The following is a 26868-nucleotide window of genomic DNA, read 5'->3' on the forward strand; positions in this document are numbered from 1 at the left end:
GTTTATATGTCATTCAGTCGGCGTCAGTTCATTCAGGCATCGGGGATCGCACTGTGTGCAGGTGCTGTTCCGCTGAAGGCTAATGCTGCCGGTCAGCAACAACCGTTACCTGTGCCTCCGCTACTGGAATCCCGCCGGGGGCAGCCGCTATTTATGACGCTGCAACGTGCGCACTGGTCCTTTACACAAGGCACGCGCGCACCTGTCTGGGGAATTAACGGCCGCTACCTGGGACCGACAATTCGCGTCTGGAAAGGGGATGACGTCAAGCTTATCTACAGCAACCGTCTGACTGAGAATGTCTCGATGACCGTCGCCGGGTTACAGGTACCAGGCCCGCTGATGGGCGGCCCGGCGCGCATGATGTCCCCGAATGCTGACTGGGCGCCGGTGCTACCGATTCGCCAGAATGCCGCCACGTTGTGGTATCACGCCAATACGCCAAATCGTACTGCTCAGCAGGTCTATAACGGCCTTGCCGGGATGTGGCTGGTTGAAGATGAAGTGAGTAAATCACTGTCTATTCCCAACCACTATGGCGTGGATGATTTTCCGGTCATTATCCAGGACAAGCGGCTGGACAACTTTGGCACGCCGGAATACAGCGAGCCCGGCAGCGGTGGCTTTGTCGGTGATACGCTGCTGGTCAATGGGGCGCAAAGCCCGTATGTCGAAGTCTCCCGCGGCTGGGTGCGCTTGCGTTTACTGAACGCTTCAAACTCGCGTCGTTACCAGTTGCAAATGAGCGATGGCCGTGCGCTGCATGTGATTTCCAGCGATCAGGGCTTTTTACCTGCGCCCGTTTCGGTGAAACAGCTCTCGCTGGCGCCTGGCGAGCGTCGTGAGATCCTGGTGGATATGACGAACGGTAATGAGGTCTCTATCACCTGTGGCGAGGCAGCCAGTATTGTCGACAGGATCCGCGGGTTCTTTGAGCCTTCCAGTATTCTCATCTCCACGCTGGTGCTGACTCTGCGTCCAACGGGGCTTCTGCCGCTGGTGACTGACAGCCTGCCAATGCGCCTGCTGCCAACGGAAATCCTCAGCGGTTCGCCGATTCGCAGCCGTGATATCAGCCTGGACGATGACCCTGGCATCAACGGTCAGCTGTGGGACGTCAATCGTATGGATATTACCGCTCAGCAGGGCTCCTGGGAGCGCTGGACTGTGCGGGCGGATATGCCCCAGTCCTTCCATATTGAAGGCGTCTCGTTCCTGATCCGTAATGTGAATGGCGCGATGCCGTTCCCGGAAGACAGAGGCTGGAAAGATACTGTCTGGGTTGACGGCCAGGTTGAATTACTGGTTTATTACGGACAGCCTTCCTGGGCCCATTTCCCGTTCTACTTTAATAGCCAGACGCTGGAAATGGCAGATCGTGGCTCAATCGGACAGATGTTGGTGAACCCGGCGCCGTAATGCGCCGGGATTTCCGTTATGCCCGCCAGAACATGCGCGAGAACAGGATCAGAATGGGGTAAATCTCCAGACGCCCCATGATCATGGCCGCGCACATCAGTAGCTTTGCTTCCTCATTTAAGGTGCCAAATGTCGTGGCGGTGACGCCAAATCCTAGCCCCATATTGTTGATGCAGGCGGCGACGGTGGCAAAAGAGGAGAAGAGATCGTAGCCCATCAGATTGAGCGCCCAGATAAAAAAGCTGGTGAACAAAACGTAGAGAAAGAAAAAGCTCCATACCGAACGCACCACCCGGTCGCTTACCACGCTATTGCCCACTTTAATGTTCAACAGGGCACGGGGATGCGCGAGCTGGTGTAACTCCTGACGGCACTGCTTGAACATAATCAAAAAACGCAGCACCTTAATCCCCCCGCAGGTCGATCCCACACAACCGCCGAAGAAACTGGCGCTGAGCAGCATGAAGATCGTGTGCGAAGGCCACTGCGCGTAATCCGCCGTCGACAGGCCATTATCTGTCAGCATCGAACTGGCCAGAAAAAAAGCATGCACCAGGCTGTCCGTTAATCCGTACATGCCTGCCCGCCAAACTTGCCAGGTGGCGATCAGAGTGACAACCAACGCAATAAGCAAAAAGAAACGCAGTTCGGCATTACGACGAAAGGGTTTGAAGGTACGTTTCACGATAGCCACGTACCAGAGGGTGAAGTTAAACGCAGACAAAAGGGAAAACACCCCAGCGACCAGCTCGATCGCATGGCTGTTATAGAAGCCGATGCTTTCACTGCGAGTGGAAAATCCGCCGAGAGAAACCGTCGACAGCCCGTGGCATAAGGCATCGAAGAACGACATCCCGGCAGCCCAGTAGGCCAGGGTACAGATAAGACCCAGAATGACATAGGTCAGCCACAGCGTACGTGCAGTATCAGCAAGTCTTGGCGTGAGGCGTTCTTCTTTAAAAGGGCCCGGCATTTCAGACTGATACAGCTTCATGCCGCCGATACCCAAAAGCGGTAATACCGCCACGGCGAGGACAATAACACCCAGGCCACCAATAAAATTGAGCTGAGCCCGATAGTAGAGATACGACTTCGGCATGGCGCTGACGTCGCCAATTACCGTTGCGCCCGTGGTGGTAATCCCGGAAACCCCTTCAAACAGGGCATCCGCAAAGGAGAGGTTTAAGCCATCGTCCATCCACATCGGCATCGCGCTGATAAACGAAAACAACAGCCAGAACAGGACGATAATAACGAAACCATCCCGTGTTCGCAGTTGAATACCCGCATGTTTGGTTGCCAGCCACGCTCCGCCGCCGAGGGTGAAGAAAGTCATAAATGTGCTGAAAAAAGCGAACAAACTCCGCTCTTTGTTTAACAAAGCGATGGCCATCGGTGGCAGCATAGAAAAGCTGTAGAGAAGAACCAGAAACCCACACAGGTGAACAACAACCCGTAACTGGGAAATATGCAGTGAATCGTTGAGTCGCAATGAAAAATCCCCCGCCGAAAAAGAGTTATCTCAGCTGGCCGGCATGGTGTTAATTATGATTGATAAAAATGAGCGTCGTAAAATTTAACAATTTATATAACTTTCTACTGCCCTGGTTCAGACTCCACTTCATTTCTTGTCGACATACAGCGTATAATCCCCGGCCTTTGATTATTTTTTTACCATTTTTGGAAGCATTATGAGCGCAATATCCCTGATCCAGCCGGACAGAGACCTTTTCTCCTGGCCGCAGTACTGGGCTGCCTGTTTTGGCCCGGCACCGTTTTTGCCGATGTCACGCGACGAAATGGACCAACTTGGCTGGGATAGCTGCGACATCATTCTGGTTACCGGCGATGCATACGTCGATCATCCCAGCTTTGGCATGGCAATATGCGGCCGTATGCTGGAAGCGCAGGGCTTTCGTGTAGGGATTATCGCCCAGCCTGAGTGGAACAACAAAGACGATTTTATGCGTTTGGGTAAACCGAACCTGTTCTTTGGTGTGACCGCAGGCAACATGGACTCGATGATCAACCGTTACACCGCAGATCGCCGACTGCGTCATGACGATGCCTACACACCAGACAACGTAGCAGGTAAACGCCCGGACCGCGCCACGCTGGTCTATACCCAGCGTTGTAAAGAAGCATGGAAAGATGTGCCGGTTATTCTCGGCGGCATTGAGGCCAGCCTGCGCCGTACCGCGCACTATGACTACTGGTCTGATACCGTTCGTCGCTCTGTTCTGGTGGATTCCAAAGCCGACATGCTGATGTTCGGCAACGGCGAACGTCCGCTGGTGGAAGTGGCGCATCGTCTGGCGATGGGCGAAACCATCGATCAGATCCGCGACGTGCGTAACACCGCGATTATGGTTAAAGAAGCGCTGCCGGGCTGGAGTGGGGTGGATTCCACGCGTCTCGACACGCCGGGCAAGATTGATCCGATCCCGCATCCGTACGGCGAAGATCTGCCGTGTGCTGACAACAAACCGGTCGCACCGAAAAAGCAGGAAGCGAAAGCGGTAACCGTACAGCCGCCGCGTCCGAAACCGTGGGAAAAAACCTACGTGCTGCTGCCGTCCTTTGAAAAAGTGAAGGGCGATAAAGTGCTGTATGCGCATGCGTCGCGTATCCTGCACCACGAAACCAACCCTGGCTGCGCGCGTGCGCTGATGCAAAAGCACGGCGATCGCTACATCTGGATCAACCCGCCAGCTATTCCGCTGTCTACCGAAGAGATGGATAGCGTCTTTGCGCTGCCGTACAAGCGCGTGCCCCACCCGGCGTATGGCGACAGCCGCATTCCGGCCTATGAGATGATCCGTTTCTCGATCAACATTATGCGTGGCTGCTTTGGCGGCTGTTCGTTCTGTTCGATCACCGAGCACGAAGGCCGCATCATCCAGAGCCGCTCTGAAGACTCGATCATCAATGAAATCGAAGCCATTCGCGACACCGTTCCAGGTTTTACCGGCGTGATTTCGGACCTCGGCGGCCCAACGGCGAACATGTATATGCTGCGCTGTAAGTCACCGCGTGCGGAGCAGACCTGCCGTCGTCTGTCATGCGTCTATCCGGATATCTGTCCGCATATGGACACCAATCACGAACCGACGATTAACCTTTATCGCCGGGCGCGTGATTTGAAAGGCATTAAAAAGATTCTCATTGCTTCCGGTGTGCGCTATGACATCGCGGTTGAAGATCCGCGCTATATCAAAGAGCTGGCGACCCACCACGTTGGCGGCTATCTGAAGATTGCGCCAGAGCATACTGAAGAAGGCCCGCTGTCGAAGATGATGAAGCCGGGGATGGGCAGCTACGATCGCTTTAAGGAGTTGTTCGATACCTACTCTAAACAGGCGGGTAAAGAGCAGTACCTGATCCCGTACTTCATCTCCGCGCACCCGGGTACGCGTGACGAGGATATGGTGAATCTGGCGCTGTGGCTGAAACAACGTCGTTTCCGTCTGGATCAGGTGCAGAACTTTTATCCATCGCCGTTGGCGAACTCCACAACCATGTATTACACCGGGAAAAACCCGTTGGGTAAAATTGGTTATAAGAGTGAAGACGTGGTGGTGCCGAAAGGTGATAAGCAGCGCCGTTTGCATAAAGCCCTGCTGCGTTACCACGATCCAGCTAACTGGCCGTTAATCCGCCAGGCGCTGGAAGACATGGGTAAAAAGCATCTGATCGGCGGTCGTCGTGAATGTCTGGTTCCGGCGCCTACGCTGGAAGAGATGCGCGAAGCACGTCGCCAGAATCGTCATACCCGTCCGGCGTTGACCAAGCACACCCCGGTGGCGCATCAGCGCCAGACCCCTGCCGCAAACAAAAAACGCGGGAAAGTAGCGGGACGTTAATTTGCTTTGCCCGGTGGTGAAATGCTTATCAGACCTACGAACAGCACAGTTTTGTAGGCCGGATAAGGTGCTTGCACCGCCATCCGGCAGAAGTGCTCAGTATTTATGCCTCACGAATTCTGGCCGCTAATGCGGCCAGCTTTTCGTCATCCGCCCGTTCATGATCGTGTGATGACAGATACCCTTCATATTGCTCGAAAAATTTGGTCTGCCGCGACTCAATCGGTTTCCAGTGAGTTAGATCGCCAGTGCCGTGCATGGGGCTTAATTTGCTGTGCACATGGTCTACGCCGAAACCTTCGAAGAACATCCCCGTACGACTGACATCCGGGAAAGCCTTATCCAGTTTCTTAGCCACTTTTTGGGTTGCCATCATCAGGTCAGCCAACGCCTGCGGCGGCATATCGAAGGCATAGCTGGGGTAATGCTTTTTCGGGATCACCACGGTAAAACCGTCGGTGTTCGGGAAAATCGACAGAAAAGCCAGATGGTGCTCGTCTTCCCAGACCTTATGGCAGGGTGCTTTACCTTCAACAATTTGACAGAAAATACAGGTCATTCCTTTTCTCCGCAGGTAAGGTGATTCGTCAGGGCGCAGTTAGTTTAGTACAGACCCAACACCTTCCACCACATCAGACCTACGGTGATAAACACCGCCTGGTTAAACAAGCTAATGATAAATCCTGTGCGCCACCAGACGCCCGTTGGAACGTACCCGGCACCAAACAGGATTGGACCGCGAGCGTGGGTGTACTGGGTGAGTGAGCAGTACAAACTGCTGGTGAAGGCCAGCATTAACGCCGTGGGGGCTGCGGGGATATTCAGATGCAGGCCGACGCCGAGGAAAACGGCGTACAGCGCGGCAATCTGTGCATTACCGCTGGCAAAAAAGTAGTGGGTATAGAAGTAGGCGGCATTCAGCAGCAACAGGACGATCACCCAACTGGTACCGTGCATAGTACTGCTCAGGCTATCGCCGATCAGATTGCCAAACCAGGTAGTGAAACCTAGTTTTTTCAGCTGGTTCGCCATCATCAGCAGCGCGGCAAACCAAATCAGCGTGTCCCATGCGCCTTTCTCGCTTTTCACATCTTCCCAGCTCAGAACGCCGCTTAGCAATAAAATGGACAGTCCCACGAACGAGGCAGTAGTGGCGTCGACGCCCAACGTATCGCCAAAAATCCACAGCACCAGCAGTACGCCGACGGTAACCAGCATCAGCCATTCGCCGCGAGACATACTGCCCATTTCAGCCAGCTCTTTGCGCGCCAGGTTCGGGGCATCTGGCGTGTGCTTTATTTCCGGGCGCACGATCCAGTAGACCAGCAGTGGAACCAGCAGTAAGGACACAAGGCATGGCAGCAGCGCCGCCATAAACCAGCTGCCCCAGGTCAGCGTGACGCCCGCATTGGCCGCCAACTTCACCGCCAACAGGTTGCCGGTATAACCGGTCATAAAGAGCGCGGCGGTGACGTCGTTGACGTTGCCAATGCAGGTGATAAGAAAGGTACCGATTTTACTGCGGGACTCATCTTCCGGGTTCGAATGGAAACTGCGTGCCAGAGAGTCGGCAATCGGATAGATGACACCGCCGCAGCGTGCCGTATTACTCGGCATTGCCGGGGAGAGGATCAGATCGGCAAAAGCCAGACCATAGGCGAGTCCCAGCGTGCGCTTGCCGAGCAGACGGATCATCTGCAGCGCAATGCGTCGTCCGAGGCCAGTTTTGATAAAACCGCGGGCAATCATAAAAGCCACGACGATAAGCCAGATAAGTGAACTGTTCAGTTCGCTTAGCGCTGTGGTGATAGCGCCGCTGGCGGTTTTATCCCCGGCCGCATAGGCGAGTGCAAAAACCGTAATCCCAATAATGCCGACCGCGCCGATGGGTAAAACTTTTGCCACGATAGAAGCAATCGTCGCAACGAAGATAATTGCCGAATGCCAGGCTGGCGCACTTAACCCGGATGGAGGGGGAAGTTGCCATAGCCCGGCAGAAATGAATGTTATAAGAATTAATGGGAGCCATTTGACTCCATTACCTTTTTTCTCAGTCACGGTTACGCACCTATGGATATGGTGAATGTATTCATCAAATAAATATATTTATTTAATAATTAACAGGTTATGTTGCGCAATGCTGCTCCAGTGACTGCAAGAAATACAACAATATATGTGCGTGAATTGTTTCCTGATATTTCAAATCAGTAAAGGCCCGACGAGAGTGTCGGGCTGGAGGGAAGGGGTTAACCGCCGAACTGGTCCGGGTCTGGCCCCAGACGCTTGCCCTGATCGAGTTTCGCGATTTCGCCTAATTCATCTTTATCCAGGCGGAAGTCCCAGACGTTAAAGTTTTCTGCGATACGCGCAGGGGTGACCGATTTCGGAATCACCACCAGGCCGCTATCCAGATGCCAGCGGATGACAATCTGCGCCGGTGATTTGCCATATTTCTCTGCGAGGTCACGGATTATCTTTTGATCGAAGACGTCTTTGCCGCCCTGCGCCAGCGGGCTCCAGGATTCGGTCTGGATTTTATGTGTGGCGTTCCAGGCGTGCAGCTGGCGCTGCTGCATGAGCGGGTGAAGTTCTATCTGATTAATCACCGGAAGTACGCCGGTTTCATCCATCAGTCGCTGGAGATGGTTGATCTGAAAGTTGCACACGCCGATGCTCTTAATCAGCCCTTCTTTTTGCAGGTCGATCATGTTTTCCCACGCTTCAACGTAGTGTTCGATCGCCGGAACTGGCCAGTGCATCAGGTACAGATCGAGGTAATCAAGCTGGAGTTTCTCCATGCTTTCGAGCAAGGCTTCCCGGGGGCGTTTCTGGTCATCATTCCACAGCTTGGTGGTAATGAATAACTCTTCCCGTGGCACGCCTGCGTCACGTATTGCTTTGCCGACACCTTCTTCGTTTTTGTACGCTGCCGCGGTATCAATTGAGCGATACCCCACTTCCAGCGCTTTATGAATGGCAGTGATGACTTCTTCGTTGCTTGCCTTCCAGACCCCCAGGCCCAGTTGCGGCATGACGTTACCATCCTGTAGTTTGATAATGGTTGGAGTGGTCATAATTCCTCCCCTTAATGACTGTCACCGGAACATATTCCGGTGACATAGGTGTGACTTAAGTCTGGTATAAATACCCAAAAACGAAAGGCGGAGGTTAAAAAACCTTAGCGGGCAGCTTCGTAAATCCGACGGCTGACCTCAAGCGTAATGTCCTGATGTTCGCCCAGTTTCGTACCGCCATGCGCTTGCAGTTTTTCCAGCAGCGCCGGGATGGAGCTACCGTCCAGACCGTAGTCAGACAGGCGAGTCGGTACGCCCATTTGTTCGAAGAAAGCGCGGGTTGCGGCAATGGCGGCGTCGATGCGCTGGTCATCGCTTCCTTCGGTGATATTCCAGATACGCTCTGCGTATTGCAGCAGTTTGGCACGCTTGGTATCACGTTTTTCATTCCACAGCGCTGGCAGAACGATGGCCAGTGTTTGAGCATGATCCAGACCGTGCATTGCAGTCAGTTCATGACCCAGCATATGCGTTGCCCAGTCCTGCGGTACCCCTGCGCCAATCAGACCGTTCAGCGCTTGGGTTGCCGCCCACATGACGTTCGCACGCACGTTGTAGTTTTCCGGTTCCTGCAAGGCTTTCGGACCTTCTTCTACCAGTGTGAGCAGAATGCCTTCGGCAAAGCGATCCTGAATTTTCCCGTCGACCGGATAAGTCACATACTGCTCAACGGTATGAACGAACGCATCCACGACGCCGTTTGCAACCTGACGTGGCGGCAGGGTGTAGGTGTAAACCGGATCCAGTACGGCAAATACTGGCTGCACAAACGGGGTCATAAAGGCCAGTTTATCGCCGGTGGTTTTACGCGAAATTACCGCGCCGGAGTTAGATTCAGAGCCGGTTGCGGGCAGGGTTAATACGGAGCCCATCGGGATGGCGCTTGTTACGTCATTGCCGTGGGTTTCCAGAATACGCCATGGGTCTACGCCGTCCGCGTACTGTGCAGCAGCCGCGATGAATTTGGTGCCGTCCAGCACGGAACCGCCGCCTACTGCCAGCAGAAACGTCACTTTCTCATCACGCACGATTTTTACCGCGTTCATCAGCGTTTCATAAGACGGATTTGGCTCGATACCGCCAAACTCCAGCACGTCCAGGCCTTTCAGCGAGTCCTGAACCTGTGCCAGGACACCTGTTTTTTTCACGCTGCCGCCGCCGTAAGTAACTAGCACGCGAGCGTCCTGAGGAATTTGATCGCGCAGCTCAGCAATCGCGCCTTTACCAAACAAAATACGTGTTGGGGTATGGAGATTAAAGTTGTTCATTACTCGTTCCCTTTGGTGGGTAATAAAAGAGGGCAGAAGAGTGTCTGCCGGATGATGAACATTGTGGTCGCCCGCCGCGCTGCTCTCAATGCTCATTTCTGCCGATGTCTTGCCCATTTCTACAGACTGCTGGAGAAAACGGATAAATCTGCGCATTATGTCAGGGTCGAAAAACGATAATGAAATGGTGCCCCATGAACCGTGATGAGATCTGCCTTCTGCTGACAGATAAAATTAAGCATCTGAAAAACAATGAAAATAAACTCAACGAACTGCTGCCAGATGTCCGCCTGCTACACGGTACGGAGCCGGCGGCGCGTACACCAGTCATGTATCAGCCAGGCATCATATTTCTCTTTTCGGGACATAAAATTGGTTACATTAATGAGCGCGTCTTTCGCTATGACGCCAACGAATACCTGCTGCTAACCGTACCTTTACCCTTCGAATGTGAAACGTATGCGACGCCGGAGGTTCCTCTGGCCGGTATTTACCTGAATGTCGATATCCTGCAATTGCAGGAGCTGTTGATGGACATTGGGGAAGACGAGCTGTTCCAGCCGGCTATGGCTGCCAGTGGGATTAACTCTGCGACGCTCTCAGACGAAATTCTCTGTGCTGCTGAGCGCCTGCTGGATGTGATGGAGCGACCGCTGGATGCGCGTATTCTGGGGAAACAGATCATTCGCGAAATCCTCTACCATGTGCTGACCGGGCCGCGCGGTGGCGCGTTACTTGCGCTGGTAAGTCGCCAGACGCATTTCAGTTTGATAAGCCGGGTACTCAAGCGGATTGAAACCAAATACACCGAAAACCTCAATGTAGAACAGTTGGCGGCAGAGGCGAACATGAGCGTATCGGCGTTTCATCATAATTTTAAAGCGGTGACCAGTACCTCGCCGCTGCAATATCTGAAGAGCTATCGCCTGCATAAAGCACGGATGATGATGATCCACGATGGAATGAAGGCCAGTGCGGCTGCAATGCGCGTCGGCTATGAGAGCGCATCGCAATTCAGTCGGGAGTTCAAACGTTTCTTTGGCGTAACGCCGGGGGAAGATGCGGCAAGAATTCGTATGATGCAGGGGAGTTGATTTCTTGTCGGCTTTAAAGCTGTGCGCCATCAATGAAATGCCGGAGTGACTCCGGCATACGGCTAATACTCAGGCGCTACAGTATTTTTTTTTAATCACCACGAACAACGTTCCCAACAGACCTGCGGTTAACAGAGCAATCGGCAGGATCATTAAAAAGGTCATCACCTGATCTTCATGACGTTTGACGAACGGGATCATACTCAGCGCATAGCCGAAGCTGGTGACGACGGTGACCCACAGCAGTCCGCTCAGCCAGTTAAAAAACTGGAACCGACGGTTAGGAAGCCCTGAAATGCCCGCCATCGTTGGCAGCAAGGTACGGACGAACGCCAGGAAACGCCCGGCAAGCAGCGCCATCAACCCGTGTTGGTCAAACATGCAGGTAGCGCGTTGATGGTATTTTTCAGGTAATTGCGCCAGCCAGCCTTTCACCGTGCGCGTGTTGCCCAGCCAGCGTCCCTGAATGTAGCTCAGCCAGCAACCCAGACTGGCGGCGGCAGTCAGAATAGCTATGGTAGGTAAAAAACTCATCACGTCCTGAGCGATCAGCGCCCCTGCCAGCAATAACAGGCTGTCTCCGGGTAAAAAGGAGGCGGGCAGCAGGCCATTTTCTAAAAACAGTGTGGCGAACATGACGAAGTACACCACGCTCACAACGTGTGGATCCGCCAGTGCGGCAAAATCGTGTTGCCAGAGCGCGGAGACAATATCTTGAATGACTACCATGGACTTTCCTGTGGAACAGCGTTTATGTGTGGATTGTACTCCTGAATTGTCCGGGATGCCTTGATCCCGGACGCAACAATTGCAGACTTTTCCACCAGAAGTGTCTGCATATATGTCCATCTGTGGCAATTTTACTCGATTCGGGCAAATCCTGCGGCCAAATCGGCAATCAGATCGTCAACATTCTCTAAACCGATATGCAAACGGATGAGCGTTCCGCTGAAGTCCACCTCGCCTTGCGGACGGATTGCCGCAATGTGTTCCGGCTGGTTGGCGAGAATCAGCGACTCAAAACCGCCCCAGGAGTAGGCCATGCTGAACAGGCTGAAGTGATCCAGATACGCGGCCAGCTCCTCATTATTGAGTTTCTTATTCAATACAAAGGAGAACAGGCCGCTGCTGCCGGTGAAATCACGCTTCCAGAATTCATGTCCTTTACTGCCGGGCAGTGCCGGGTGGTTCACGCGGGCGACCTGCGGATGGCTGGCCAGCCACTCGGCGACCTTTAAGCTGCTTTCATGGTGCTGACGCAGGCGTACACTCAGCGTACGCAGCCCACGACTGGTCATATAGGCGGTATCGGCGTCCAGCATTTGCCCCATCAGATACGCATTTTCGCGAAGTTGACCCCAGCAGCGGGCGTTAGAGACCGCCGTGCCGACCATGCCGTCGGAATGGCCAATCAGATATTTGGTGCCTGCCTGAATAGAAATATCGATGCCATAATCCAGCGCTTTGAACAGCACCCCGGCAGCCCAGGTGTTATCAATCATGATGATTGCGTCAGGTGCTACGCTTCTGACGGCGGCAACAATAGCCGGAACATCATGCACTTCCATGGTGACAGAGCCGGGCGACTCCAGAAATACGACTTTGGTGTTCGGCTGCATGTGCTTCACAATATCGGCGCCAATCAGCGGATCGAACCAGCCGGTGGACACGCCGAGCTTGCCGAGAATTTTGGTGCAGAAATCCTGACTGGGTTCATAGGCGGTATTGGTCATCAGCACATGATCGCCTTGCTCCACAAAAGCGAGGATGGTGTTGGCAACGGCAGCCGCACCGCAAGGGAACAAGGCGCAACCCGCGCCGCCTTCCAGTTCGCACATCGCTTCCTGCAGAGAGAAATGCGTCAGGGTTCCGCGACGTCCATAGAAAAGCGCACCGTTGGCACGGTTGTGTGTGGCCTGCTTTTTGGCCTCCACGGTGTCAAACACCAGCGAAGAAGCGCGCTGGATCACGCTATTTACCGAGCCCAGCGTGTATTTTTTACTGCGTCCTGCGTGAACGAGCTTGGTTTCAAGTTGCTTATCTGCCATGTTGTCTTACCTGTTTTTATACGTCTGGATGTCTAAACTACCATGAATCAAAGATGACGCATCCTGCAGAACGGTTATACAGTAGAAAATAATCTCAAAATGCTTCTGGTGACTTTTTTACTGCGTAAGCGCAAGGAAAAGAAACCAAAGGTGCGGCAATATGTAAATAGTAATGAGAACGACTATCAATTCGACGTCGTTTTGATATCATTACGCTCAGATTTTGTGATTTGCGTCCTGGAGATACAGAGTGGGTAATAATTTGATGCAGACGGATCTTTCCGTCTGGGGTATGTATCAGCACGCCGATATCGTGGTTAAGTGCGTGATGATTGGGCTGATTTTGGCGTCAGTGGTCACCTGGGCTATTTTCTTTAGTAAGAGCCTTGAGTTCTTTACTCAGAAACGCCGCCTTAAGCGTGAACAGCAACTGCTGGCGGAAGCCCGCTCTTTAGATCAGGCAAGTGAGATTGCCGCAGGATTCGATGGCAAAAGCCTGGGCGCACAGTTGATTAACGAAGCGCAAAACGAGCTGGAACTTTCAGAAGGCAGTGACGATAACGAAGGCATTAAAGAGCGTACCGGCTTCCGTCTGGAGCGTCGCGTCGCGGCAGTAGGTCGTCATATGGGGCGTGGTAACGGATACCTGGCCACCATCGGGGCTATCTCTCCATTCGTCGGTCTGTTCGGTACCGTATGGGGCATCATGAATAGCTTCATCGGGATTGCACAAACTCAAACGACCAACCTGGCCGTTGTTGCGCCGGGTATCGCAGAAGCGCTGTTAGCGACCGCAATCGGTCTGGTCGCAGCAATTCCAGCGGTTGTTATCTACAACATTTTCGCACGTCAGATTGGCAGCTATAAAGCGATGCTGGGTGACGTCGCGGCACAGGTGCTGTTACTGCAAAGTCGCGATCTGGACCTGAACGCAAGCGCATCCGCGCATCCGGTACGTGCAGCGCAGAAATTACGTGTAGGATAATGTTCCATGGCAATGAGCTTTAATGAAAACCTGGATGATAACGGTGAAATGCATGAAATCAACGTGACGCCGTTTATCGACGTTATGTTGGTTTTATTGATCATTTTTATGGTGGCCGCACCGTTGGCAACGGTGGATGTGAAAGTGAATCTTCCTGCCTCCACCAGCACGCCGCAGCCGCGTCCGGAAAAACCGGTTTACCTGTCTGTTAAAGCCGATAAAAGTATGTTTATTGGCAACAATCAGGTGACGGATGACACCATGATTAGCGAGTTAAATGCACTGACAGATGGGAAGAAAGACACCACCATTTTCTTCCGGGCAGATAAAACCGTTGATTATGAAACCATGATGAAGGTTATGGATACGCTGCATCAGGCGGGCTTCCTGAAGATTGGTCTGGTTGGCGAAGAGACTGTGAAAGCGAAGTAATCCTCCTCATTGCCGGGTAATGGTTGTCGCCTTACCCGGCGTGCCTCTCCTGATTCAACTCTCTCGCATACCTGTTCTTATCTGTTCTCGTCTAACGCGACCGTGGTTATCCTGGTGGGTTCGTAGTTCCCTTCAGACAGCTTTCGTGTCAGGCGTAAGGTGGCTGTTTCCCGCGCGAGTATATGCTGGTAGGTGCTTTCCAGTCGGGCCATGATTTTGTCCCGCAGTTCTGGTTGCTGCTCCATAATGGCTTCGATCGCGGCACCGTAGATCTCTTCTTTAGCCTGTAGCGTGTAAATTTCACGCCGATTTTGCCATTTCATCCGCACCAGTGCAGCGGGAATAGAAACTATCTCCTGAGCAACGCTTTCCAGCGTCGCGTTTTTATTGGCAATCAACACGGCTAAATTTTGCTTTAAGACAAACTCATCGCTTTTATGGTTATCTAAAGACAAATAAACATTGTTATCCTCAACATCTTTCATTTTATTTCTCTTCCAGAGAATAAAAAATAGGGTCGCTGGTTTCACTCGTAATTAAATTAAGCCAAATTTTGTTGCCCTGTTCATTTATGATGGCTGTTTTTTGAGTCAAAATTTTACTTAATTCTTGTGCGTTAATATCGCCTTCTGCTTGTAGTGAATTGAGCAGGCGAGAGAATGACTCAATTTTTGCTGCACGAAACAGACGCTCTTTTAAATGACGATCGCACTCTTCAAATAGCATATTTCGTGACTGACCGGTAGCTGTTGAGCTAATCAAAATATCGGATTCGTAATCGCTTAATGTTCTCTTTCCCTGAGTCAAATTTTCACTATTATCTACGGGATTGGTATTGGTAGCGGGGCTGGATAAGTGAAAGTGCGAGGGAACAAGATGCTCGGGAAGCATGTTGAAATATCCTTTGATGCCAATGATATGTTGTTTTAAATAAACCAGGCCGCGTTGACAATAGCATGGCGTAATTTTAAAATCAAAAAAAATGGAGCCAGTATATGAACAGTATATTTTATTCTGTTATTACCCTGCTATTGCTGACCTGCGGGGTACTTTTGTTAATGCGCAGTGCAAATAAAAACCGACATGCCGAAAATGGGCACTCTGAAAACCAGCCGGAAATGCTGAGTAAAGAAGAAGGCGAGGACCATTTCTCGGTATTGATGAATTCGATTACGCCGGTCTGGTATTGGCGCGTTAATCACGAATATATCGATTTTATCCACTCCACGATCAAGCGGATGACAATGGTGGAGTTGAATGAGACACCTGGATTATTTGATGCGCAGCGGCGTTGTAGCGATCTCAACTCTGCGGTGTATAAATATTACGACAATATTAAAAAGCGCTGTTTGAGCGGTGAGAAGGTCCCGCATGCCGACCTGGACGTGCTCAACCTGCGTCAGTGTTTTAGGGAGTTCAGTCTGGAGGCTTATCCCGCGCTTGTCGCGCTGGTGTGGCCGGAGTATCAACGCCCGGAGATCAAAGCGGAAGAGGTGTGAAGGGGACTGTTTGGCCCGTATTACGTGCCGGGGAGGCTAACGCTGCCACCCGGCACGATATTACATACGGCTATTTGTCAGATGAGGCCTGCCACAGGTTCAGCTTACCGTCCGCGACGTGCTTATCGATCTGCGCCAGTTCTTCGGTGCTGAACGTCAGGTTCGCCAACGCCTGAACGTTTTCCTCCAGTTGCTCCGGTCGACTGGCGCCAATTAATACCGAAGTCACCCGGTTGTCTTTTAGCAGCCAGCTTAAGGCCATTTGTGCCATCGACTGTCCACGCTGTTGCGCCATCTCATTGAGCAACCGCAGGCTGTTAAGATTCTCTTCCGTCAGCATATTTTCCGTCAGCCCACGAACTTTTTTCCCTTCACGCTGCATGCGTGAACCTTCCGGAATGCCGTTGAGGTATTTCCCCGTCAGTAGTCCCTGAGCCAGTGGCGTAAAGGCGATGCAGCCCATGCCATTGGATTCCAGCGTATCCAGCAGGCCGCTGCTGTCTACCCAGCGGTTAAGCAGGTTGTAAGACGGCTGGTGGATCAGCAGGGGAATTTTCCATTCCCGCATCAGCTCGGCCATTTTTTGCGTACGCTCTGGCGAATAGGATGAGATGCCGACATACAGCGCTTTGCCGCTCTGTACGGCGTGGGCCAGGGCTGAGGCGGTCTCTTCCATTGGCGTATTTTCGTCGACGCGGTGCGAGTAGAAGATATCGACATAGTCGAGGCCCATGCGTTTCAGGCTCTGATCGAGGCTGGCGAGCAGGTATTTGCGCGAACCGCCAGAACCGTATGGCCCTGGCCACATGTCATAGCCTGCCTTTGTGGAGATAATCAGTTCATCGCGATAGTGTGCAAAATCCTCGCGCAGTAATCGGCCAAAATTCTCTTCTGCGCTGCCTGGTGGCGGCCCATAGTTATTGGCTAAATCAAAATGCGTGATGCCTAAATCAAATGCTTTACGCAACAGGGCTCGCTGTGAATCCAGCGCCTGAACGTGCCCAAAACTGTGCCATAAACCCAGCGATAGCGCGGGTAAGCGCAAACCGCTGCGCCCACAGTAGCGATAGAGCATCTGCTCGTAACGTTCAGGATTGGCAAACCAGGCCATGAGATCTCCTTAGTGCAGGTGAATTTCGAAACAACGTTTCTATTCTAGCGGGTTCACGGTGAATATCCCGTTCACCAGGTCACACTGAGATGAAAAACTGGGCAAAAACAGGTCACTGTGCTTTGCTTAAAAAAACATCAATCAGGAGTGCGACGATGCCGCGTTTGACTGCCAAAGATTTTCCGCAAGAACTGCTCGACTACTATGACTATTACGCTCATGGCAAAATAACGAAACGCGAGTTTCTCAATCTGGCAGCGAAATATGCAGTGGGTGGCATGACGGCATTGGCCTTATTCAATTTATTGAAACCCAACTACGCTCTCGCAACGCAGGTAGAATTTACCGATCCCGATATTCTGGCGGAATATATTACCTATTCCTCGCCTGAAGGACATGGTGATGTGCGGGGGTATTTGGTTAAACCTACGAAGGTGACGGGAAAAGTTCCGGCGGTGGTGGTAGTGCATGAGAATCGTGGGCTGAATCCGTATATTGAAGATGTGGCGCGACGGGTGGCGAAGGCGGGCTTTATGGCACTCGCGCCTGATGGGTTAAGTTCGGTAGGGGGATATCCAGGCAATGATGATAAAGGTCGGGAATTGCAGCAGCAGGTTGACCCCGTAAAGTTAATGAACGACTTTTTTGCCGCCATTGAATTTATGCAGCATTATTCAGGGACGACAGGAAAGGTAGGTATCACCGGATTTTGCTATGGTGGTGGTGTGTCGAATGCCGCAGCTGTGGCTTTCCCTGAACTGGCCTGTGCGGTGCCTTTTTATGGGCGTCAGGTTCCTGCATCAGATGTCCCTAAAATAAGCGCGCCTTTATTACTGCACTATGCGCAATTAGATACCCGAATTAATGAGGGATGGCCTGCATATGAAGCGGCGCTAAAGGCGAATAAGAAAGTCTATGAAGCATATATCTACCCCGGTGTTAATCATGGCTTTCACAATGATTCTACCCCCCGTTATGATAAAGCTACCGCTGATTTAGCCTGGGAACGTACTCTTGCGTGGTTTGACAAATATTTGCGATAGAAAACAATAGATTATTTAATGCTTTTAATTAATTACCTGAATAATAATGCTACCTAATTTCATTAGCATTCATATTGATATAGGGCGGAGAGATAGTGGATGTACTTAAGAAAGTAAAAAAATAAAGAACGCATTATATCTTCTCTACTGCCTGCCGATAACAAGGATAAGTATCGCCTGATGGCGAATTCCTCATCAACGGCAAGGAAATTATTATGCGTTTGCTGAAAAACTTCACTATTCGTATTGTCATGTTGGCAATACTGGGACTTTTCTGCCTGCTCTGGTCGGGCGTGGGTTTATTCAGTCTTCATTCGTTATCAAAAATATCTGAAGGCAATGATATTGACCGCCATCTTGTCCATCAGATGACGGTTCTCAGTCAGGGTAACGATCAGTACTTTCGCTTCGTAACGCGCTTAAGTCGCGCCATGGATGTCAAAATGAGCGGCGGAACGCCTGATTTTGCGCCGGCGCAGCAGTCCCTGGAGAATATGAGTAAAAAACTCCAGGAGATGAAAACATTGTCTCCAGGCCCCATGGATCCGGAAGTTGCCGCGGCGGTACTGACGAAGTGGCAGGCGCTGCTGGACAATGGCGTGATCCCGCAAATGCAGTTGGCAAAGCAGGGCACGCTCACGGCCTTTGCGGAACATGCCAGTACCATAACGCCAGCGCTGAGCCGTGAATTTGGCGCCAGTGCCGAACGTTTTAACGCCACGGCAGGAGAGCGGCTTGATACCACCCGCGTGATGGTCGATGGCAAAACGTCTATCATCCGGACGTTAATTATTACTGCCGTTATCCTCGGTATTGCCCTACTGTTCTTTACCGACCGTTACCTCGTCGCCATGATGGTGAAACCTCTGGGACGCATCCGTCAGCAGTTCCAGCAGATTGCGCAGGGCGATCTCAGCCATCCCATTGAAGATTTTGGGCGTAACTGCGTGGGCCAACTGGTGCCGTTACTGTGCGCGATGCAGGACAGCCTGCGCGAAGCCGTCAGTACCATCCGTTCAGGTAGTGACAACATCTGGCGAGGGGCGACGGAAATTTCCACCGGTAATAACGATCTCTCCTCACGTACTGAAGAGCAGGCCGCGGCGCTGGAAGAGACCGCTGCCAGCATGGAGCAACTGACCGCAACGGTAAAACTGAACGCTGAAAATGCGCGTGAAGCCAGCCAGCTTGCCGATACGGCCACAGAAACGGCAGGTAAAGGGAGCACGCTGGTTTCAGAAGTGGTTGAGACGATGGATGGTATTGCCGCCAGCTCTAAACAGATCGCGGAAATCACGTCAGTTATTAATAGTATTGCTTTCCAGACCAATATTCTGGCGCTGAACGCCGCAGTTGAAGCTGCCAGGGCAGGCGAGCAGGGGCGCGGTTTTGCCGTCGTTGCCGGTGAAGTACGCAACCTTGCCAGTCGCAGCGCCGGGGCGGCGAAAGAGATTGAGACGCTGATTGGCGAGTCATCTCGTCGTGTCGATCAGGGGGCTCGTCTGGTTAAAGAAACGGGATTAACCATGGAGGCAATTCTGCGCGGTGCCACCGAAGTGACGGTTATCATGAAGCAAATTGCCTCAGCCTCGGAAGAACAGAATAAGGGCATCTCGCAGGTGAGCGTGGCGATCACGCAGATGGACAGCGTAACGCAACAGAACGCTGCATTGGTAGAGCAAGTCTCCGCCGCTGCCGTGGCGTTGGAACGACAAACAGAGGAACTGCAACGCTCGGTGCAACAGTTCCGCCTCTCAGCGAATGATGTGCAATACGCCGCTGCTAATACTGCTTCCCCTTCAGCAGACAGCAAAACGTCTGCGGCAGCTAAAACGGATGAATGGGTGTCCTTTTAAGCTGGCATAAAAAGTTCGTGATACCTCTGGTCTTTGCTCAAAAAATCGCTATATAATTTATTATATAGCGATTGGAGGTTATGCATGGACAACCATTTTGGAAAAGGCCTGATGGCCGGATTAAACGCCTCAAGTGCGGACAGTGCACGCTCAGTGGCGAATTTTTGTGCGGATTATAAGCGTGGTTTTGTGTTGGGATTTTCACATCGCATGTTTGAAAAAACGGGCGATCGACAGCTTAGTGCGTGGGAGGCGGGCATCCTCACGCGTCGCTATGGCCTGGATAAAGAGATGGTGATGGATTTCTTTAAAGAGAACCAGTCCAGTACAACAATTCGGTTTTTCATGGCTGGCTATCGGCTCGAAGCTTGATCCGAAAGGGGTATTCCGTTGCTTTAATTAATTACACTATTGACCAACACCTTCGTTTTGTTGCTCCGTCGAAGTAATATATCGCACATAACCATATAAAAAGTGTGGTAATGGCGCGCCGATCGCAATATGCAACATGCGAATGGTGCAAAATAAAAAGCCAGGTCTTCGCAACGGAATAACTATAAAATGACTGGAGATAACTCTCTCATCAATTCGAGCGGCATTAATCGCCGTGATTTCATGAAGCTTTGTGCAGCACTGGCCGCTACCATGGGGCTCAGTAGCAAAGCCGCCGCAGAAATGGCCGAATCAGTTTCTCGTCCTCAGCGCCCACCGGTTATCTGGATTGGTGCTCAGGAGTGTACGGGTTGTACTGAATCGCTGCTTCGCGCGACACACCCTACAGTGGAAAACCTCGTTCTGGAGACAATCTCTCTGGAATACCATGAGGTGCTCTCTGCCGCCTTCGGCCATCAGGTTGAAGAGAACAAACATAACGCTCTGGAGAAGTACAAAGGGCAATATGTTCTGGTAGTGGATGGTTCTATCCCACTGAAAGATAATGGCATTTACTGCATGGTTGCCGGTGAGCCGATCGTGGATCACATCCGCCGGGCCGCAGAAGGCGCAGCCGCTATCATTGCCATCGGCTCTTGCGCCGCGTGGGGTGGTGTTGCTGCCGCTGGCGTTAACCCAACGGGTGCCGTCGGCCTGCAAGAAGTTCTGCCAGGCAAAACCATCATCAACATCCCCGGCTGTCCGCCGAACCCGCATAACTTCCTCGCAACGGTCGCCCATATCATCACTTACGGTAAGCCGCCGAAGCTGGATACCAAAAACCGTCCGACATTCGCCTATGGCCGTTTGATTCACGAGCACTGCGAACGTCGCCCGCACTTCGATGCTGGTCGTTTTGCGAAAGAGTTTGGCGATGAAGGCCACCGTGAAGGTTGGTGCCTCTACCATCTGGGCTGTAAAGGGCCAGAAACCTACGGCAACTGTTCAACGCTGCAATTCTGCGACGTTGGCGGCGTGTGGCCGGTGGCTATTGGTCACCCTTGCTACGGCTGTAACGAAGAAGGCGTCGGTTTCCATAAAGGTATTCACCAGCTTGCTCATGTGGAAAACCAAACGCCGCGTTCCGAGAAGCCTGACGTCAATATGAAAGAAGGCGGTAATGTATCTGCCGGAGCGATTGGACTGCTGGGTGGCGTAGTAGGACTGGTTGCCGGCGTCAGCGTGATGGCGGTACGTGAACTGGGGCGTCAGCAAAAGAAAGATAACGCTGACTCACGGGGAGAATAACCGTGAACAGACGTAACTTTATTAAAGCAGCCTCCAGCGGGGCATTGCTGTTGGGCGCAGCGCCGTCCATCAGTCATGCGGCTGCAGAAAACCGTCCGCCGATCCCGGGTTCTCTTGGGATGCTCTATGACTCGACGCTGTGCGTAGGCTGCCAGGCCTGTGTCACCAAGTGTCAGGATATCAACTTCCCGGCCCGTAACCCGGAAGGCGAGCAAACCTGGTCGAACAACGACAAACTGTCTCCGTATACCAATAACATCATCCAGGTGTGGCGTAGCGGAACAGGCGTGAACAAAGACCAGGAAGAAAATGGCTACGCATACATCAAGAAACAGTGCATGCACTGTGTTGATCCGAACTGCGTTTCCGTTTGCCCGGTCTCCGCGCTGAAGAAAGATCCGAAAACCGGCATCGTCCATTATGACAAAGACGTCTGCACGGGCTGTCGTTACTGCATGGTCGCCTGCCCGTACAACGTGCCTAAGTACGACTACAACAACCCGTTTGGTGCGCTTCACAAATGTGAACTGTGTAACCAGAAAGGCGTTGAGCGTCTGGACAAAGGCGGTTTGCCGGGTTGTGTTGAAGTGTGCCCAGCCGGTGCGGTGATTTTTGGTACCCGTGAAGAGCTGATGGCTGAGGCGAAAAAACGTCTCGCGCTGAAGCCTGGCAGCGAATACCACTATCCGCGTCAAACGGTGAAAGCAGGCGATACCTATCTGCATACGGTACCGAAGTACTACCCACACCTGTACGGTGAGAAAGAAGGTGGTGGTACGCAGGTTATGGTGCTGACGGGTGTTCCTTACGAGGATTTGGATCTGCCGAAGCTGGATGATCTTTCAACCGGTGCGCGTTCCGAACATGTTCAACATTCCCTGTACAAGGGCATGATATTACCCCTGGCTGCGCTGGCGGGCTTAACCGTGCTGGTTCGTCGTAACACGAAAAACGACCATCACGATGGAGGAGACGATCATGAGTCATGATCCTAAACCGCTGGGCGGAAAAATAATCAGCAAACCGGTCATTATTTTTGGGCCGCTTATCGTCCTGTGTATGCTCCTGATCGTGAAGCGTCTGGTCTTCGGACTGGGCTCAGTCTCCGATCTGAACGGCGGTTTCCCATGGGGTGTATGGATCGCGTTTGACCTGTTGATTGGTACTGGCTTTGCGTGCGGCGGTTGGGCGCTGGCTTGGGCGGTGTATGTTTTCAACAGAGGACAATACCATCCGCTGGTACGTCCGGCGCTGTTGGCGAGCCTGTTTGGCTACTCGCTGGGTGGTCTGTCAATCACCATCGACGTCGGTCGTTACTGGAACCTGCCGTATTTCTACATTCCGGGCCACTTCAACGTGAATTCGGTACTGTTCGAAACGGCGGTCTGTATGACCATCTATATCGGCATCATGGCGCTGGAATTTGCTCCGGCTCTGTTTGAACGTCTGGGGTGGAAAGTTTCTCTCAAGCGTTTGAATAAAGTGATGTTCTTTGTTATTGCCCTCGGCGCGCTGCTGCCAACCATGCACCAGTCTTCAATGGGGTCATTGATGATTTCTGCGGGTTATAAGGTGCATCCGCTTTGGCAAGCTTATGAAATGTTGCCGCTTTTCTCGGTATTAACCGCCTTTATTATGGGCTTCTCGATCGTCATCTTTGAAGGCTCACTGGTACAAGCGGGGCTGAAAGGTAACGGTCCGGACGAGAAAAGTTTGTTCATCAAGCTGACGAACACCATCAGCGTGCTGCTGGCGATTTTCGTGGTTCTGCGCTTTGGCGAACTGATCTATCGCGACAAGCTGTCGTATGCGTTTGCAGGCGATTTCTACTCAGCCATGTTCTGGCTTGAGGTCGTGCTGATGGTCTTCCCGCTGGTGGTGCTGCGCGTCACTAAGCTGCGTAATGACTCGCGCATGCTGTATCTGTCTGCGCTGAGCGCATTGCTGGGTTGTGCAACATGGCGTCTGTCCTATTCGCTGGTGGCGTTCAATCCTGGTGGTGGCTACCACTACTTCCCGACCTGGGAAGAACTGTTGATTTCTATTGGTTTTGTGGCTATTGAGATTTGTGCATACATCGTACTCATTCGTCTACTGCCGATACTTCCTCCTTTAAAACAAAACGATCAAAATCGTCATGAGGCGAGCAAAGCATGAGCCAGAGAATTACTATTGATCCGGTAACCCGTATTGAGGGTCATTTACGCATCGACTGCGAAATCGAAAATGGCGTGGTATCTAAAGCATGGGCTTCCGGTACCATGTGGCGCGGCATGGAAGAGATCGTGAAAAACCGCGATCCGCGCGATGCCTGGATGATTGTGCAGCGTATCTGTGGCGTTTGTACGACCACTCACGCTATCTCTTCCGTTCGTGCAGCAGAAAGTGCGCTGAATATTGATGTTCCGGTGAACGCACAGTATATCCGTAACATCATTCTGGCCGCGCACACCACGCATGACCACATTGTTCACTTCTATCAGCTGTCTGCGCTGGACTGGGTGGATATCACCTCTGCCCTGAAAGCTGACCCAGCGAAAGCATCTGCCATGCTGAACGGCGTGTCCTCCTGGCACCTGAACAGCGCAGAAGAGTTCACCAAGGTTCAGAACAAGATCAAAGATCTTGTTGCCAGCGGTCAGTTAGGCATTTTTGCTAACGGTTGCTGGGGTCACCCGGCAATGCAGCTGCCGCCGGAAGTGAACCTGATTGCGGTCGCTCACTATCTGCAGGCGCTGGAATGCCAGCGTGATGCCAACCGCGTTGTGGCGCTGTTGGGCGGTAAAACGCCGCACATCCAGAACCTGGCGGTAGGTGGGGTTGCTAACCCGATTAACCTCGACGGTCTTGGCGTGCTGAACCTTGAACGCCTGATGTACATCAAGTCTTTCATTGATAAGCTGAGCGACTTCGTTGAGCAGGTTTACAAGGTTGATACCGCGGTCATTGCTGCGTTCTACCCTGAATGGCTGGAACGTGGTCAGGGCGCGGTTAACTACCTGAGTGCGCCGGAATTCCCGACTGATGGTAAAAACGGCAGCTTCCTGTTCCCGGGTGGTTACATTACTAATGAAGATCTGTCGACCTATCGTCCGATCACCTCTCACTCCGATGAGTACCTGATCAAAGGGATTCAGGAGAGTGCGAAACACGCGTGGTACAAAGACGAAGCGCCGCAGGCTCCGTGGGAAGGCACAACGGTTCCTGATTACACCGGTTGGTCAGATGACGGCAAGTACTCGTGGGTTAAAGCACCGACCTTCTATGGTAAAACGGTTGAAGTGGGTCCGCTGGCCAACATGCTGTGTAAACTGGCGGCCAAACGCGAGTCTACTCATGCCAAGCTGAATGAAATCATCGCGATTTACACCAAGCTGACCGGTAAAACTATCGAAGTGTCTCAGCTGCACTCTACGCTGGGTCGTATTATTGGCCGTACCGTTCACTGCTGTGAACTGCAGAACGTTCTGCAGGATCAGTACAACGCGCTGATCGTGAACATCGGTAAAGGCGACCATACCACCTTCGTGAAACCGGATATTCCGGCAACGGGCGAATTCAAAGGTGTTGGTTTCCTCGAAGCGCCGCGCGGTATGCTGTCTCACTGGATGGTGATTAAAGATGGCATTATCAGCAACTACCAGGCGGTTGTACCGTCAACCTGGAACTCTGGCCCACGTAACTTTAATGATGAAGTGGGACCGTATGAGCGCTCGCTGGTAGGTACGCCGATTGCCGATCCAAACAAACCGCTGGAAGTGGTTCGTACCATTCACTCCTTCGATCCTTGTATGTCATGTGCGGTGCATGTGGTGGACGTTGACGGGAACGAAGTGGTCTCAGTTAAGGTTCTGTAATGCGGATATTAGTCTTAGGGGTCGGCAATATTTTGCTGACCGACGAAGCCATCGGAGTACGTATCGTTGAGGCATTAGAGCAACGGTACATCCTGCCAGACTTTGTTGATGTTCTGGACGGTGGTACGGCTGGGATGGAGCTTCTCGGCGATATGGCGAACAGAGATCATCTGATCATTGCTGACGCCATTGTGTCGAAGAAAAACACGCCAGGAACGATGATGGTCCTGCGGGATGAAGAGATCCCGGCGCTGTTTACCAACAAAATCTCACCGCACCAGCTTGGCCTGGCCGACGTTTTGTCGGCCCTGCGTTTCACCGGCGAGTTTCCGAAAAAGCTGACGTTAGTCGGCATTATTCCGGAATCACTGGAGCCGCATATCGGGCTAACGCCAACGGTCGAAGCGATGATTGAACCTGCGCTTGAGCAGGTTCTTGCTGCGCTTCGCGAATCAGGTGTTGAAGCGATCCCTCGGGAGACGGCTCATGTCTGAGGAGTTTGTCGGTTTTCAGACGGCCCCGAAGATGCAGATTCAGGCAGCGTTTGAAGAGGTTGCCCGGCGTTCGATGCACGATCTCTCTTTCTTGCATCCGAATATGCCGGTATATGTCTCTGATTTTTCGCTGTTTGAAGGGCAGTGGACGGGGTGTGTTATCACACCCTGGATGCTCAGCGCACTGATTTTCCCTGGACCAGACCAGGTTTGGCCGGTACGTAAAGTCAGCGAAAAAATCGGGCTGCGTCTGCCGTATGGCGAGATGACCTTTACCGTTGGTGAACTGGAGGGCGTATCACAATACCTTTCCTGTTCACTGATGTCGCCGCTTTCGCACAGCATGTCTGCGCAAGAAGGAGTGCGCCTGACTGACGATTGTGCGCGAATGCTGTTATCGCTGCCGGTGAGCGATCCAAATGCGCCGCAGCTCAATCGCCGCGCGCTGCTGCTGGGTCGTCGGAACTGCGAAAATGCATGAGCTGTCCCTTTGTCAGAGCGCGGTTGAGATTGTTCAACAGCAGGCAGAGCAGCACGGTGTCAAACGTGTAACCGGCGTTTGGCTGGAAATCGGGGCGCTCTCCTGCGTTGAAGAGAGCGCCGTGCGTTTCAGTTTCGACATCGTCTGTCAGGGGACGCTGGCGCAAGGGTGTGAGCTGCATATTGATTACAAGCCAGCCCAGGCATGGTGCTGGGATTGCAGTCAGGTTGTGGAAATCACCCAGCATGATGCGCAGTGTCCACATTGCCAGGGGGATCGTCTGCGAGTTGATGCGGGCGATTCACTGAAAGTGAAAAGTATTGAAGTCGAATAACCCATAGGTTGCTATGGGGCGGAGTCAGATATGTGTATTGGAGTCCCTGGTCAGGTTCTGGCCGTTGGTGAAGATATTCACCAGCTTGCGCAGGTTGAAGTGTGCGGCATCAAACGTGATGTCAATATTGCCCTGATTTGTGAAGGTGATACGGCTGAGCTGGTCGGGCAATGGGTGCTGGTGCACGTAGGGTTCGCCATGAGCATCATTGATGAAGATGAAGCTAAAGCCACGTTAGACGCACTTCGCCGTATGGAGTACGACGTCACCAGCGCGTGATTTTATGCCGGATGGCGCAGCGCTTATCAGGCCCGCGCCTTATATGTAGGC

General features: G+C 52.4%; 27 protein-coding genes. 17 read left to right on the forward strand and 10 right to left on the reverse strand.

Annotated features, from left to right (window positions below):
• Positions 1 to 6: 6 nt before the first annotated feature.
• Positions 7 to 1419 (forward strand): cell division protein FtsP, encoded by a 1413-nt coding sequence (gene ftsP, locus OGX67_RS09365; RefSeq protein ID WP_003024538.1) that lies wholly within the window; start codon positions 7 to 9, stop codon positions 1417 to 1419.
• A gap of 16 nt (positions 1420 to 1435) precedes the next feature.
• Here ftsP and OGX67_RS09370 read toward each other — a convergent pair whose 3' ends face one another.
• Entirely contained in the window at positions 1436 to 2911 is a 1476-nt protein-coding gene (locus OGX67_RS09370) for a TrkH family potassium uptake protein (protein ID WP_003024535.1), read from the reverse strand.
• Positions 2912 to 3110: 199 nt separating this feature from the next.
• On the opposite strand from OGX67_RS09370, the gene OGX67_RS09375 reads away from it, so the two are divergent.
• Positions 3111 to 5282 carry a YgiQ family radical SAM protein gene (locus tag OGX67_RS09375; RefSeq protein ID WP_003024532.1) on the forward strand — a complete coding sequence of 724 codons (2172 nt, stop codon included), beginning with the start codon at positions 3111 to 3113 and terminating at the stop codon, positions 5280 to 5282.
• A 103-nt stretch (positions 5283 to 5385) separates the two neighbouring features.
• Here the strand turns inward: OGX67_RS09375 and OGX67_RS09380 are convergent, their stop codons facing one another.
• From OGX67_RS09380 to yqhD, 4 genes are all read right to left on the reverse strand, one after another.
• Positions 5386 to 5841 (reverse strand): HIT family protein, encoded by a 456-nt coding sequence (locus tag OGX67_RS09380; protein ID WP_071696290.1) that lies wholly within the window; start codon positions 5839 to 5841, stop codon positions 5386 to 5388.
• Between the two features lie 44 nt (positions 5842 to 5885).
• A complete protein-coding gene (locus tag OGX67_RS09385) occupies positions 5886 to 7340 on the reverse strand; it encodes a DASS family sodium-coupled anion symporter (RefSeq protein WP_048218597.1) in 1455 nt (484 codons plus the stop codon).
• Between the two features lie 188 nt (positions 7341 to 7528).
• The gene (dkgA, locus tag OGX67_RS09390) at positions 7529 to 8356 is read right to left on the reverse strand and encodes a 2,5-didehydrogluconate reductase DkgA (protein WP_257651797.1); all 828 of its coding nucleotides are present in this window, start codon (positions 8354 to 8356) and stop codon (positions 7529 to 7531) included.
• 104 nt (positions 8357 to 8460) lie between these two features.
• Complete coding sequence (gene yqhD / locus OGX67_RS09395) at positions 8461 to 9624, reverse strand: alcohol dehydrogenase (protein ID WP_071696288.1); 1164 nt, start codon at positions 9622 to 9624, stop codon at positions 8461 to 8463.
• Positions 9625 to 9818: 194 nt separating this feature from the next.
• Here yqhD and OGX67_RS09400 point away from each other — a divergent pair, with 194 nt between their 5' ends.
• On the forward strand, positions 9819 to 10718 hold the full coding sequence (locus OGX67_RS09400) for an AraC family transcriptional regulator (RefSeq protein WP_003024513.1): 900 nt from the start codon (positions 9819 to 9821) through the stop codon (positions 10716 to 10718).
• Between the two features lie 69 nt (positions 10719 to 10787).
• Here the strand turns inward: OGX67_RS09400 and yghB are convergent, their stop codons facing one another.
• Positions 10788 to 11447 carry a DedA family general envelope maintenance protein YghB gene (gene yghB, locus OGX67_RS09405; protein ID WP_003024510.1) on the reverse strand — a complete coding sequence of 220 codons (660 nt, stop codon included), beginning with the start codon at positions 11445 to 11447 and terminating at the stop codon, positions 10788 to 10790.
• Positions 11448 to 11578: 131 nt separating this feature from the next.
• Positions 11579 to 12766 (reverse strand): cystathionine beta-lyase, encoded by a 1188-nt coding sequence (gene metC, locus OGX67_RS09410; protein WP_257651798.1) that lies wholly within the window; start codon positions 12764 to 12766, stop codon positions 11579 to 11581.
• 250 nt (positions 12767 to 13016) lie between these two features.
• Here metC and exbB point away from each other — a divergent pair, with 250 nt between their 5' ends.
• Positions 13017 to 13751: a tol-pal system-associated acyl-CoA thioesterase gene (gene exbB / locus OGX67_RS09415; protein ID WP_003024507.1), complete on the forward strand. Its 735-nt coding sequence runs from the start codon at positions 13017 to 13019 to the stop codon at positions 13749 to 13751.
• Between the two features lie 6 nt (positions 13752 to 13757).
• The gene (gene exbD, locus OGX67_RS09420; RefSeq protein WP_003024505.1) at positions 13758 to 14183 is read left to right on the forward strand and encodes a TonB system transport protein ExbD; all 426 of its coding nucleotides are present in this window, start codon (positions 13758 to 13760) and stop codon (positions 14181 to 14183) included.
• A 77-nt stretch (positions 14184 to 14260) separates the two neighbouring features.
• On the opposite strand, the gene OGX67_RS09425 is transcribed toward exbD, so the two are convergent.
• The gene (locus OGX67_RS09425; RefSeq protein WP_071696287.1) at positions 14261 to 14668 is read right to left on the reverse strand and encodes a cytoplasmic protein; all 408 of its coding nucleotides are present in this window, start codon (positions 14666 to 14668) and stop codon (positions 14261 to 14263) included.
• 1 nt (position 14669) lies between these two features.
• Complete coding sequence (locus OGX67_RS09430) at positions 14670 to 15074, reverse strand: hypothetical protein (RefSeq protein ID WP_257651799.1); 405 nt, start codon at positions 15072 to 15074, stop codon at positions 14670 to 14672.
• A 104-nt stretch (positions 15075 to 15178) separates the two neighbouring features.
• On the opposite strand from OGX67_RS09430, the gene OGX67_RS09435 reads away from it, so the two are divergent.
• The gene (locus OGX67_RS09435; protein ID WP_003024499.1) at positions 15179 to 15682 is read left to right on the forward strand and encodes an ESA_00282 family adhesion-associated protein; all 504 of its coding nucleotides are present in this window, start codon (positions 15179 to 15181) and stop codon (positions 15680 to 15682) included.
• A gap of 70 nt (positions 15683 to 15752) precedes the next feature.
• Here the strand turns inward: OGX67_RS09435 and OGX67_RS09440 are convergent, their stop codons facing one another.
• A complete protein-coding gene (locus tag OGX67_RS09440; RefSeq protein ID WP_003024497.1) occupies positions 15753 to 16793 on the reverse strand; it encodes an aldo/keto reductase in 1041 nt (346 codons plus the stop codon).
• Positions 16794 to 16948: 155 nt separating this feature from the next.
• Here OGX67_RS09440 and yghX point away from each other — a divergent pair, with 155 nt between their 5' ends.
• The 11 genes from yghX (at position 16949) to hybG (ending at position 26817) form a co-directional block, all read left to right on the forward strand.
• A complete protein-coding gene (gene yghX / locus OGX67_RS09445; RefSeq protein ID WP_257651826.1) occupies positions 16949 to 17836 on the forward strand; it encodes a YghX family hydrolase in 888 nt (295 codons plus the stop codon).
• Positions 17837 to 18051: 215 nt separating this feature from the next.
• Positions 18052 to 19692, forward strand: coding sequence for a methyl-accepting chemotaxis protein (locus tag OGX67_RS09450; RefSeq protein WP_003024493.1), 1641 nt, complete (start codon positions 18052 to 18054; stop codon positions 19690 to 19692).
• Positions 19693 to 19776: 84 nt separating this feature from the next.
• Positions 19777 to 20064 (forward strand): DUF2623 family protein, encoded by a 288-nt coding sequence (locus OGX67_RS09455; protein WP_003024490.1) that lies wholly within the window; start codon positions 19777 to 19779, stop codon positions 20062 to 20064.
• A 189-nt stretch (positions 20065 to 20253) separates the two neighbouring features.
• Positions 20254 to 21372 (forward strand): hydrogenase 2 small subunit, encoded by a 1119-nt coding sequence (hybO, locus tag OGX67_RS09460; protein WP_003024486.1) that lies wholly within the window; start codon positions 20254 to 20256, stop codon positions 21370 to 21372.
• A 2-nt stretch (positions 21373 to 21374) separates the two neighbouring features.
• Positions 21375 to 22361, forward strand: a complete 987-nt coding sequence (gene hybA / locus OGX67_RS09465) for a hydrogenase 2 operon protein HybA (RefSeq protein ID WP_003828357.1) — start codon at positions 21375 to 21377, stop codon at positions 22359 to 22361.
• Positions 22351 to 23529 (forward strand): Ni/Fe-hydrogenase cytochrome b subunit, encoded by a 1179-nt coding sequence (gene hybB, locus OGX67_RS09470; protein ID WP_003024479.1) that lies wholly within the window; start codon positions 22351 to 22353, stop codon positions 23527 to 23529. The genes hybA and hybB overlap by 11 nt, the downstream gene beginning before the upstream one ends.
• The gene (hybC, locus tag OGX67_RS09475) at positions 23526 to 25229 is read left to right on the forward strand and encodes a hydrogenase 2 large subunit (RefSeq protein ID WP_003024476.1); all 1704 of its coding nucleotides are present in this window, start codon (positions 23526 to 23528) and stop codon (positions 25227 to 25229) included. The genes hybB and hybC overlap by 4 nt, the downstream gene beginning before the upstream one ends.
• A complete protein-coding gene (locus OGX67_RS09480; protein ID WP_257651801.1) occupies positions 25229 to 25723 on the forward strand; it encodes a HyaD/HybD family hydrogenase maturation endopeptidase in 495 nt (164 codons plus the stop codon). Before hybC ends, OGX67_RS09480 begins: the two co-directional genes overlap by 1 nt.
• Positions 25716 to 26204, forward strand: coding sequence for a hydrogenase-2 assembly chaperone (gene hybE / locus OGX67_RS09485; RefSeq protein ID WP_003846342.1), 489 nt, complete (start codon positions 25716 to 25718; stop codon positions 26202 to 26204). Before OGX67_RS09480 ends, hybE begins: the two co-directional genes overlap by 8 nt.
• The gene (gene hypA / locus OGX67_RS09490; protein WP_003024462.1) at positions 26197 to 26538 is read left to right on the forward strand and encodes a hydrogenase maturation nickel metallochaperone HypA; all 342 of its coding nucleotides are present in this window, start codon (positions 26197 to 26199) and stop codon (positions 26536 to 26538) included. Before hybE ends, hypA begins: the two co-directional genes overlap by 8 nt.
• 30 nt (positions 26539 to 26568) lie before the next feature.
• Positions 26569 to 26817 carry a hydrogenase maturation factor HybG gene (hybG, locus tag OGX67_RS09495; protein ID WP_003024459.1) on the forward strand — a complete coding sequence of 83 codons (249 nt, stop codon included), beginning with the start codon at positions 26569 to 26571 and terminating at the stop codon, positions 26815 to 26817.
• Positions 26818 to 26868 lie beyond the last annotated feature (51 nt).

Source organism: Citrobacter sp. Cf118, from assembly GCF_030334095.1.
Lineage (GTDB): Bacteria > Pseudomonadota > Gammaproteobacteria > Enterobacterales > Enterobacteriaceae > Citrobacter > Citrobacter freundii.

Coding starts and splice junctions, on each gene's coding strand:
- ftsP (WP_003024538.1), top strand. CDS start 7: ATGTCATTCAGTCGGCGTCAGTTCATTCAGGCATCGGGGATCGCACTG.
- OGX67_RS09375 (WP_003024532.1), top strand. CDS start 3,111: ATGAGCGCAATATCCCTGATCCAGCCGGACAGAGACCTTTTCTCCTGG.
- OGX67_RS09380 (WP_071696290.1), bottom strand. CDS start 5,841: ATGACCTGTATTTTCTGTCAAATTGTTGAAGGTAAAGCACCCTGCCAT.
- dkgA (WP_257651797.1), bottom strand. CDS start 8,356: ATGACCACTCCAACCATTATCAAACTACAGGATGGTAACGTCATGCCG.
- yqhD (WP_071696288.1), bottom strand. CDS start 9,624: ATGAACAACTTTAATCTCCATACCCCAACACGTATTTTGTTTGGTAAA.
- OGX67_RS09400 (WP_003024513.1), top strand. CDS start 9,819: ATGAACCGTGATGAGATCTGCCTTCTGCTGACAGATAAAATTAAGCAT.
- yghB (WP_003024510.1), bottom strand. CDS start 11,447: ATGGTAGTCATTCAAGATATTGTCTCCGCGCTCTGGCAACACGATTTT.
- metC (WP_257651798.1), bottom strand. CDS start 12,766: ATGGCAGATAAGCAACTTGAAACCAAGCTCGTTCACGCAGGACGCAGT.
- exbD (WP_003024505.1), top strand. CDS start 13,758: ATGGCAATGAGCTTTAATGAAAACCTGGATGATAACGGTGAAATGCAT.
- OGX67_RS09425 (WP_071696287.1), bottom strand. CDS start 14,668: ATGAAAGATGTTGAGGATAACAATGTTTATTTGTCTTTAGATAACCAT.
- OGX67_RS09430 (WP_257651799.1), bottom strand. CDS start 15,074: ATGCTTCCCGAGCATCTTGTTCCCTCGCACTTTCACTTATCCAGCCCC.
- OGX67_RS09435 (WP_003024499.1), top strand. CDS start 15,179: ATGAACAGTATATTTTATTCTGTTATTACCCTGCTATTGCTGACCTGC.
- OGX67_RS09440 (WP_003024497.1), bottom strand. CDS start 16,793: ATGGCCTGGTTTGCCAATCCTGAACGTTACGAGCAGATGCTCTATCGC.
- yghX (WP_257651826.1), top strand. CDS start 16,949: ATGCCGCGTTTGACTGCCAAAGATTTTCCGCAAGAACTGCTCGACTAC.
- OGX67_RS09450 (WP_003024493.1), top strand. CDS start 18,052: ATGCGTTTGCTGAAAAACTTCACTATTCGTATTGTCATGTTGGCAATA.
- OGX67_RS09455 (WP_003024490.1), top strand. CDS start 19,777: ATGGACAACCATTTTGGAAAAGGCCTGATGGCCGGATTAAACGCCTCA.
- hybO (WP_003024486.1), top strand. CDS start 20,254: ATGACTGGAGATAACTCTCTCATCAATTCGAGCGGCATTAATCGCCGT.
- hybB (WP_003024479.1), top strand. CDS start 22,351: ATGAGTCATGATCCTAAACCGCTGGGCGGAAAAATAATCAGCAAACCG.
- hybC (WP_003024476.1), top strand. CDS start 23,526: ATGAGCCAGAGAATTACTATTGATCCGGTAACCCGTATTGAGGGTCAT.
- OGX67_RS09480 (WP_257651801.1), top strand. CDS start 25,229: ATGCGGATATTAGTCTTAGGGGTCGGCAATATTTTGCTGACCGACGAA.
- hybE (WP_003846342.1), top strand. CDS start 25,716: ATGTCTGAGGAGTTTGTCGGTTTTCAGACGGCCCCGAAGATGCAGATT.
- hypA (WP_003024462.1), top strand. CDS start 26,197: ATGCATGAGCTGTCCCTTTGTCAGAGCGCGGTTGAGATTGTTCAACAG.
- hybG (WP_003024459.1), top strand. CDS start 26,569: ATGTGTATTGGAGTCCCTGGTCAGGTTCTGGCCGTTGGTGAAGATATT.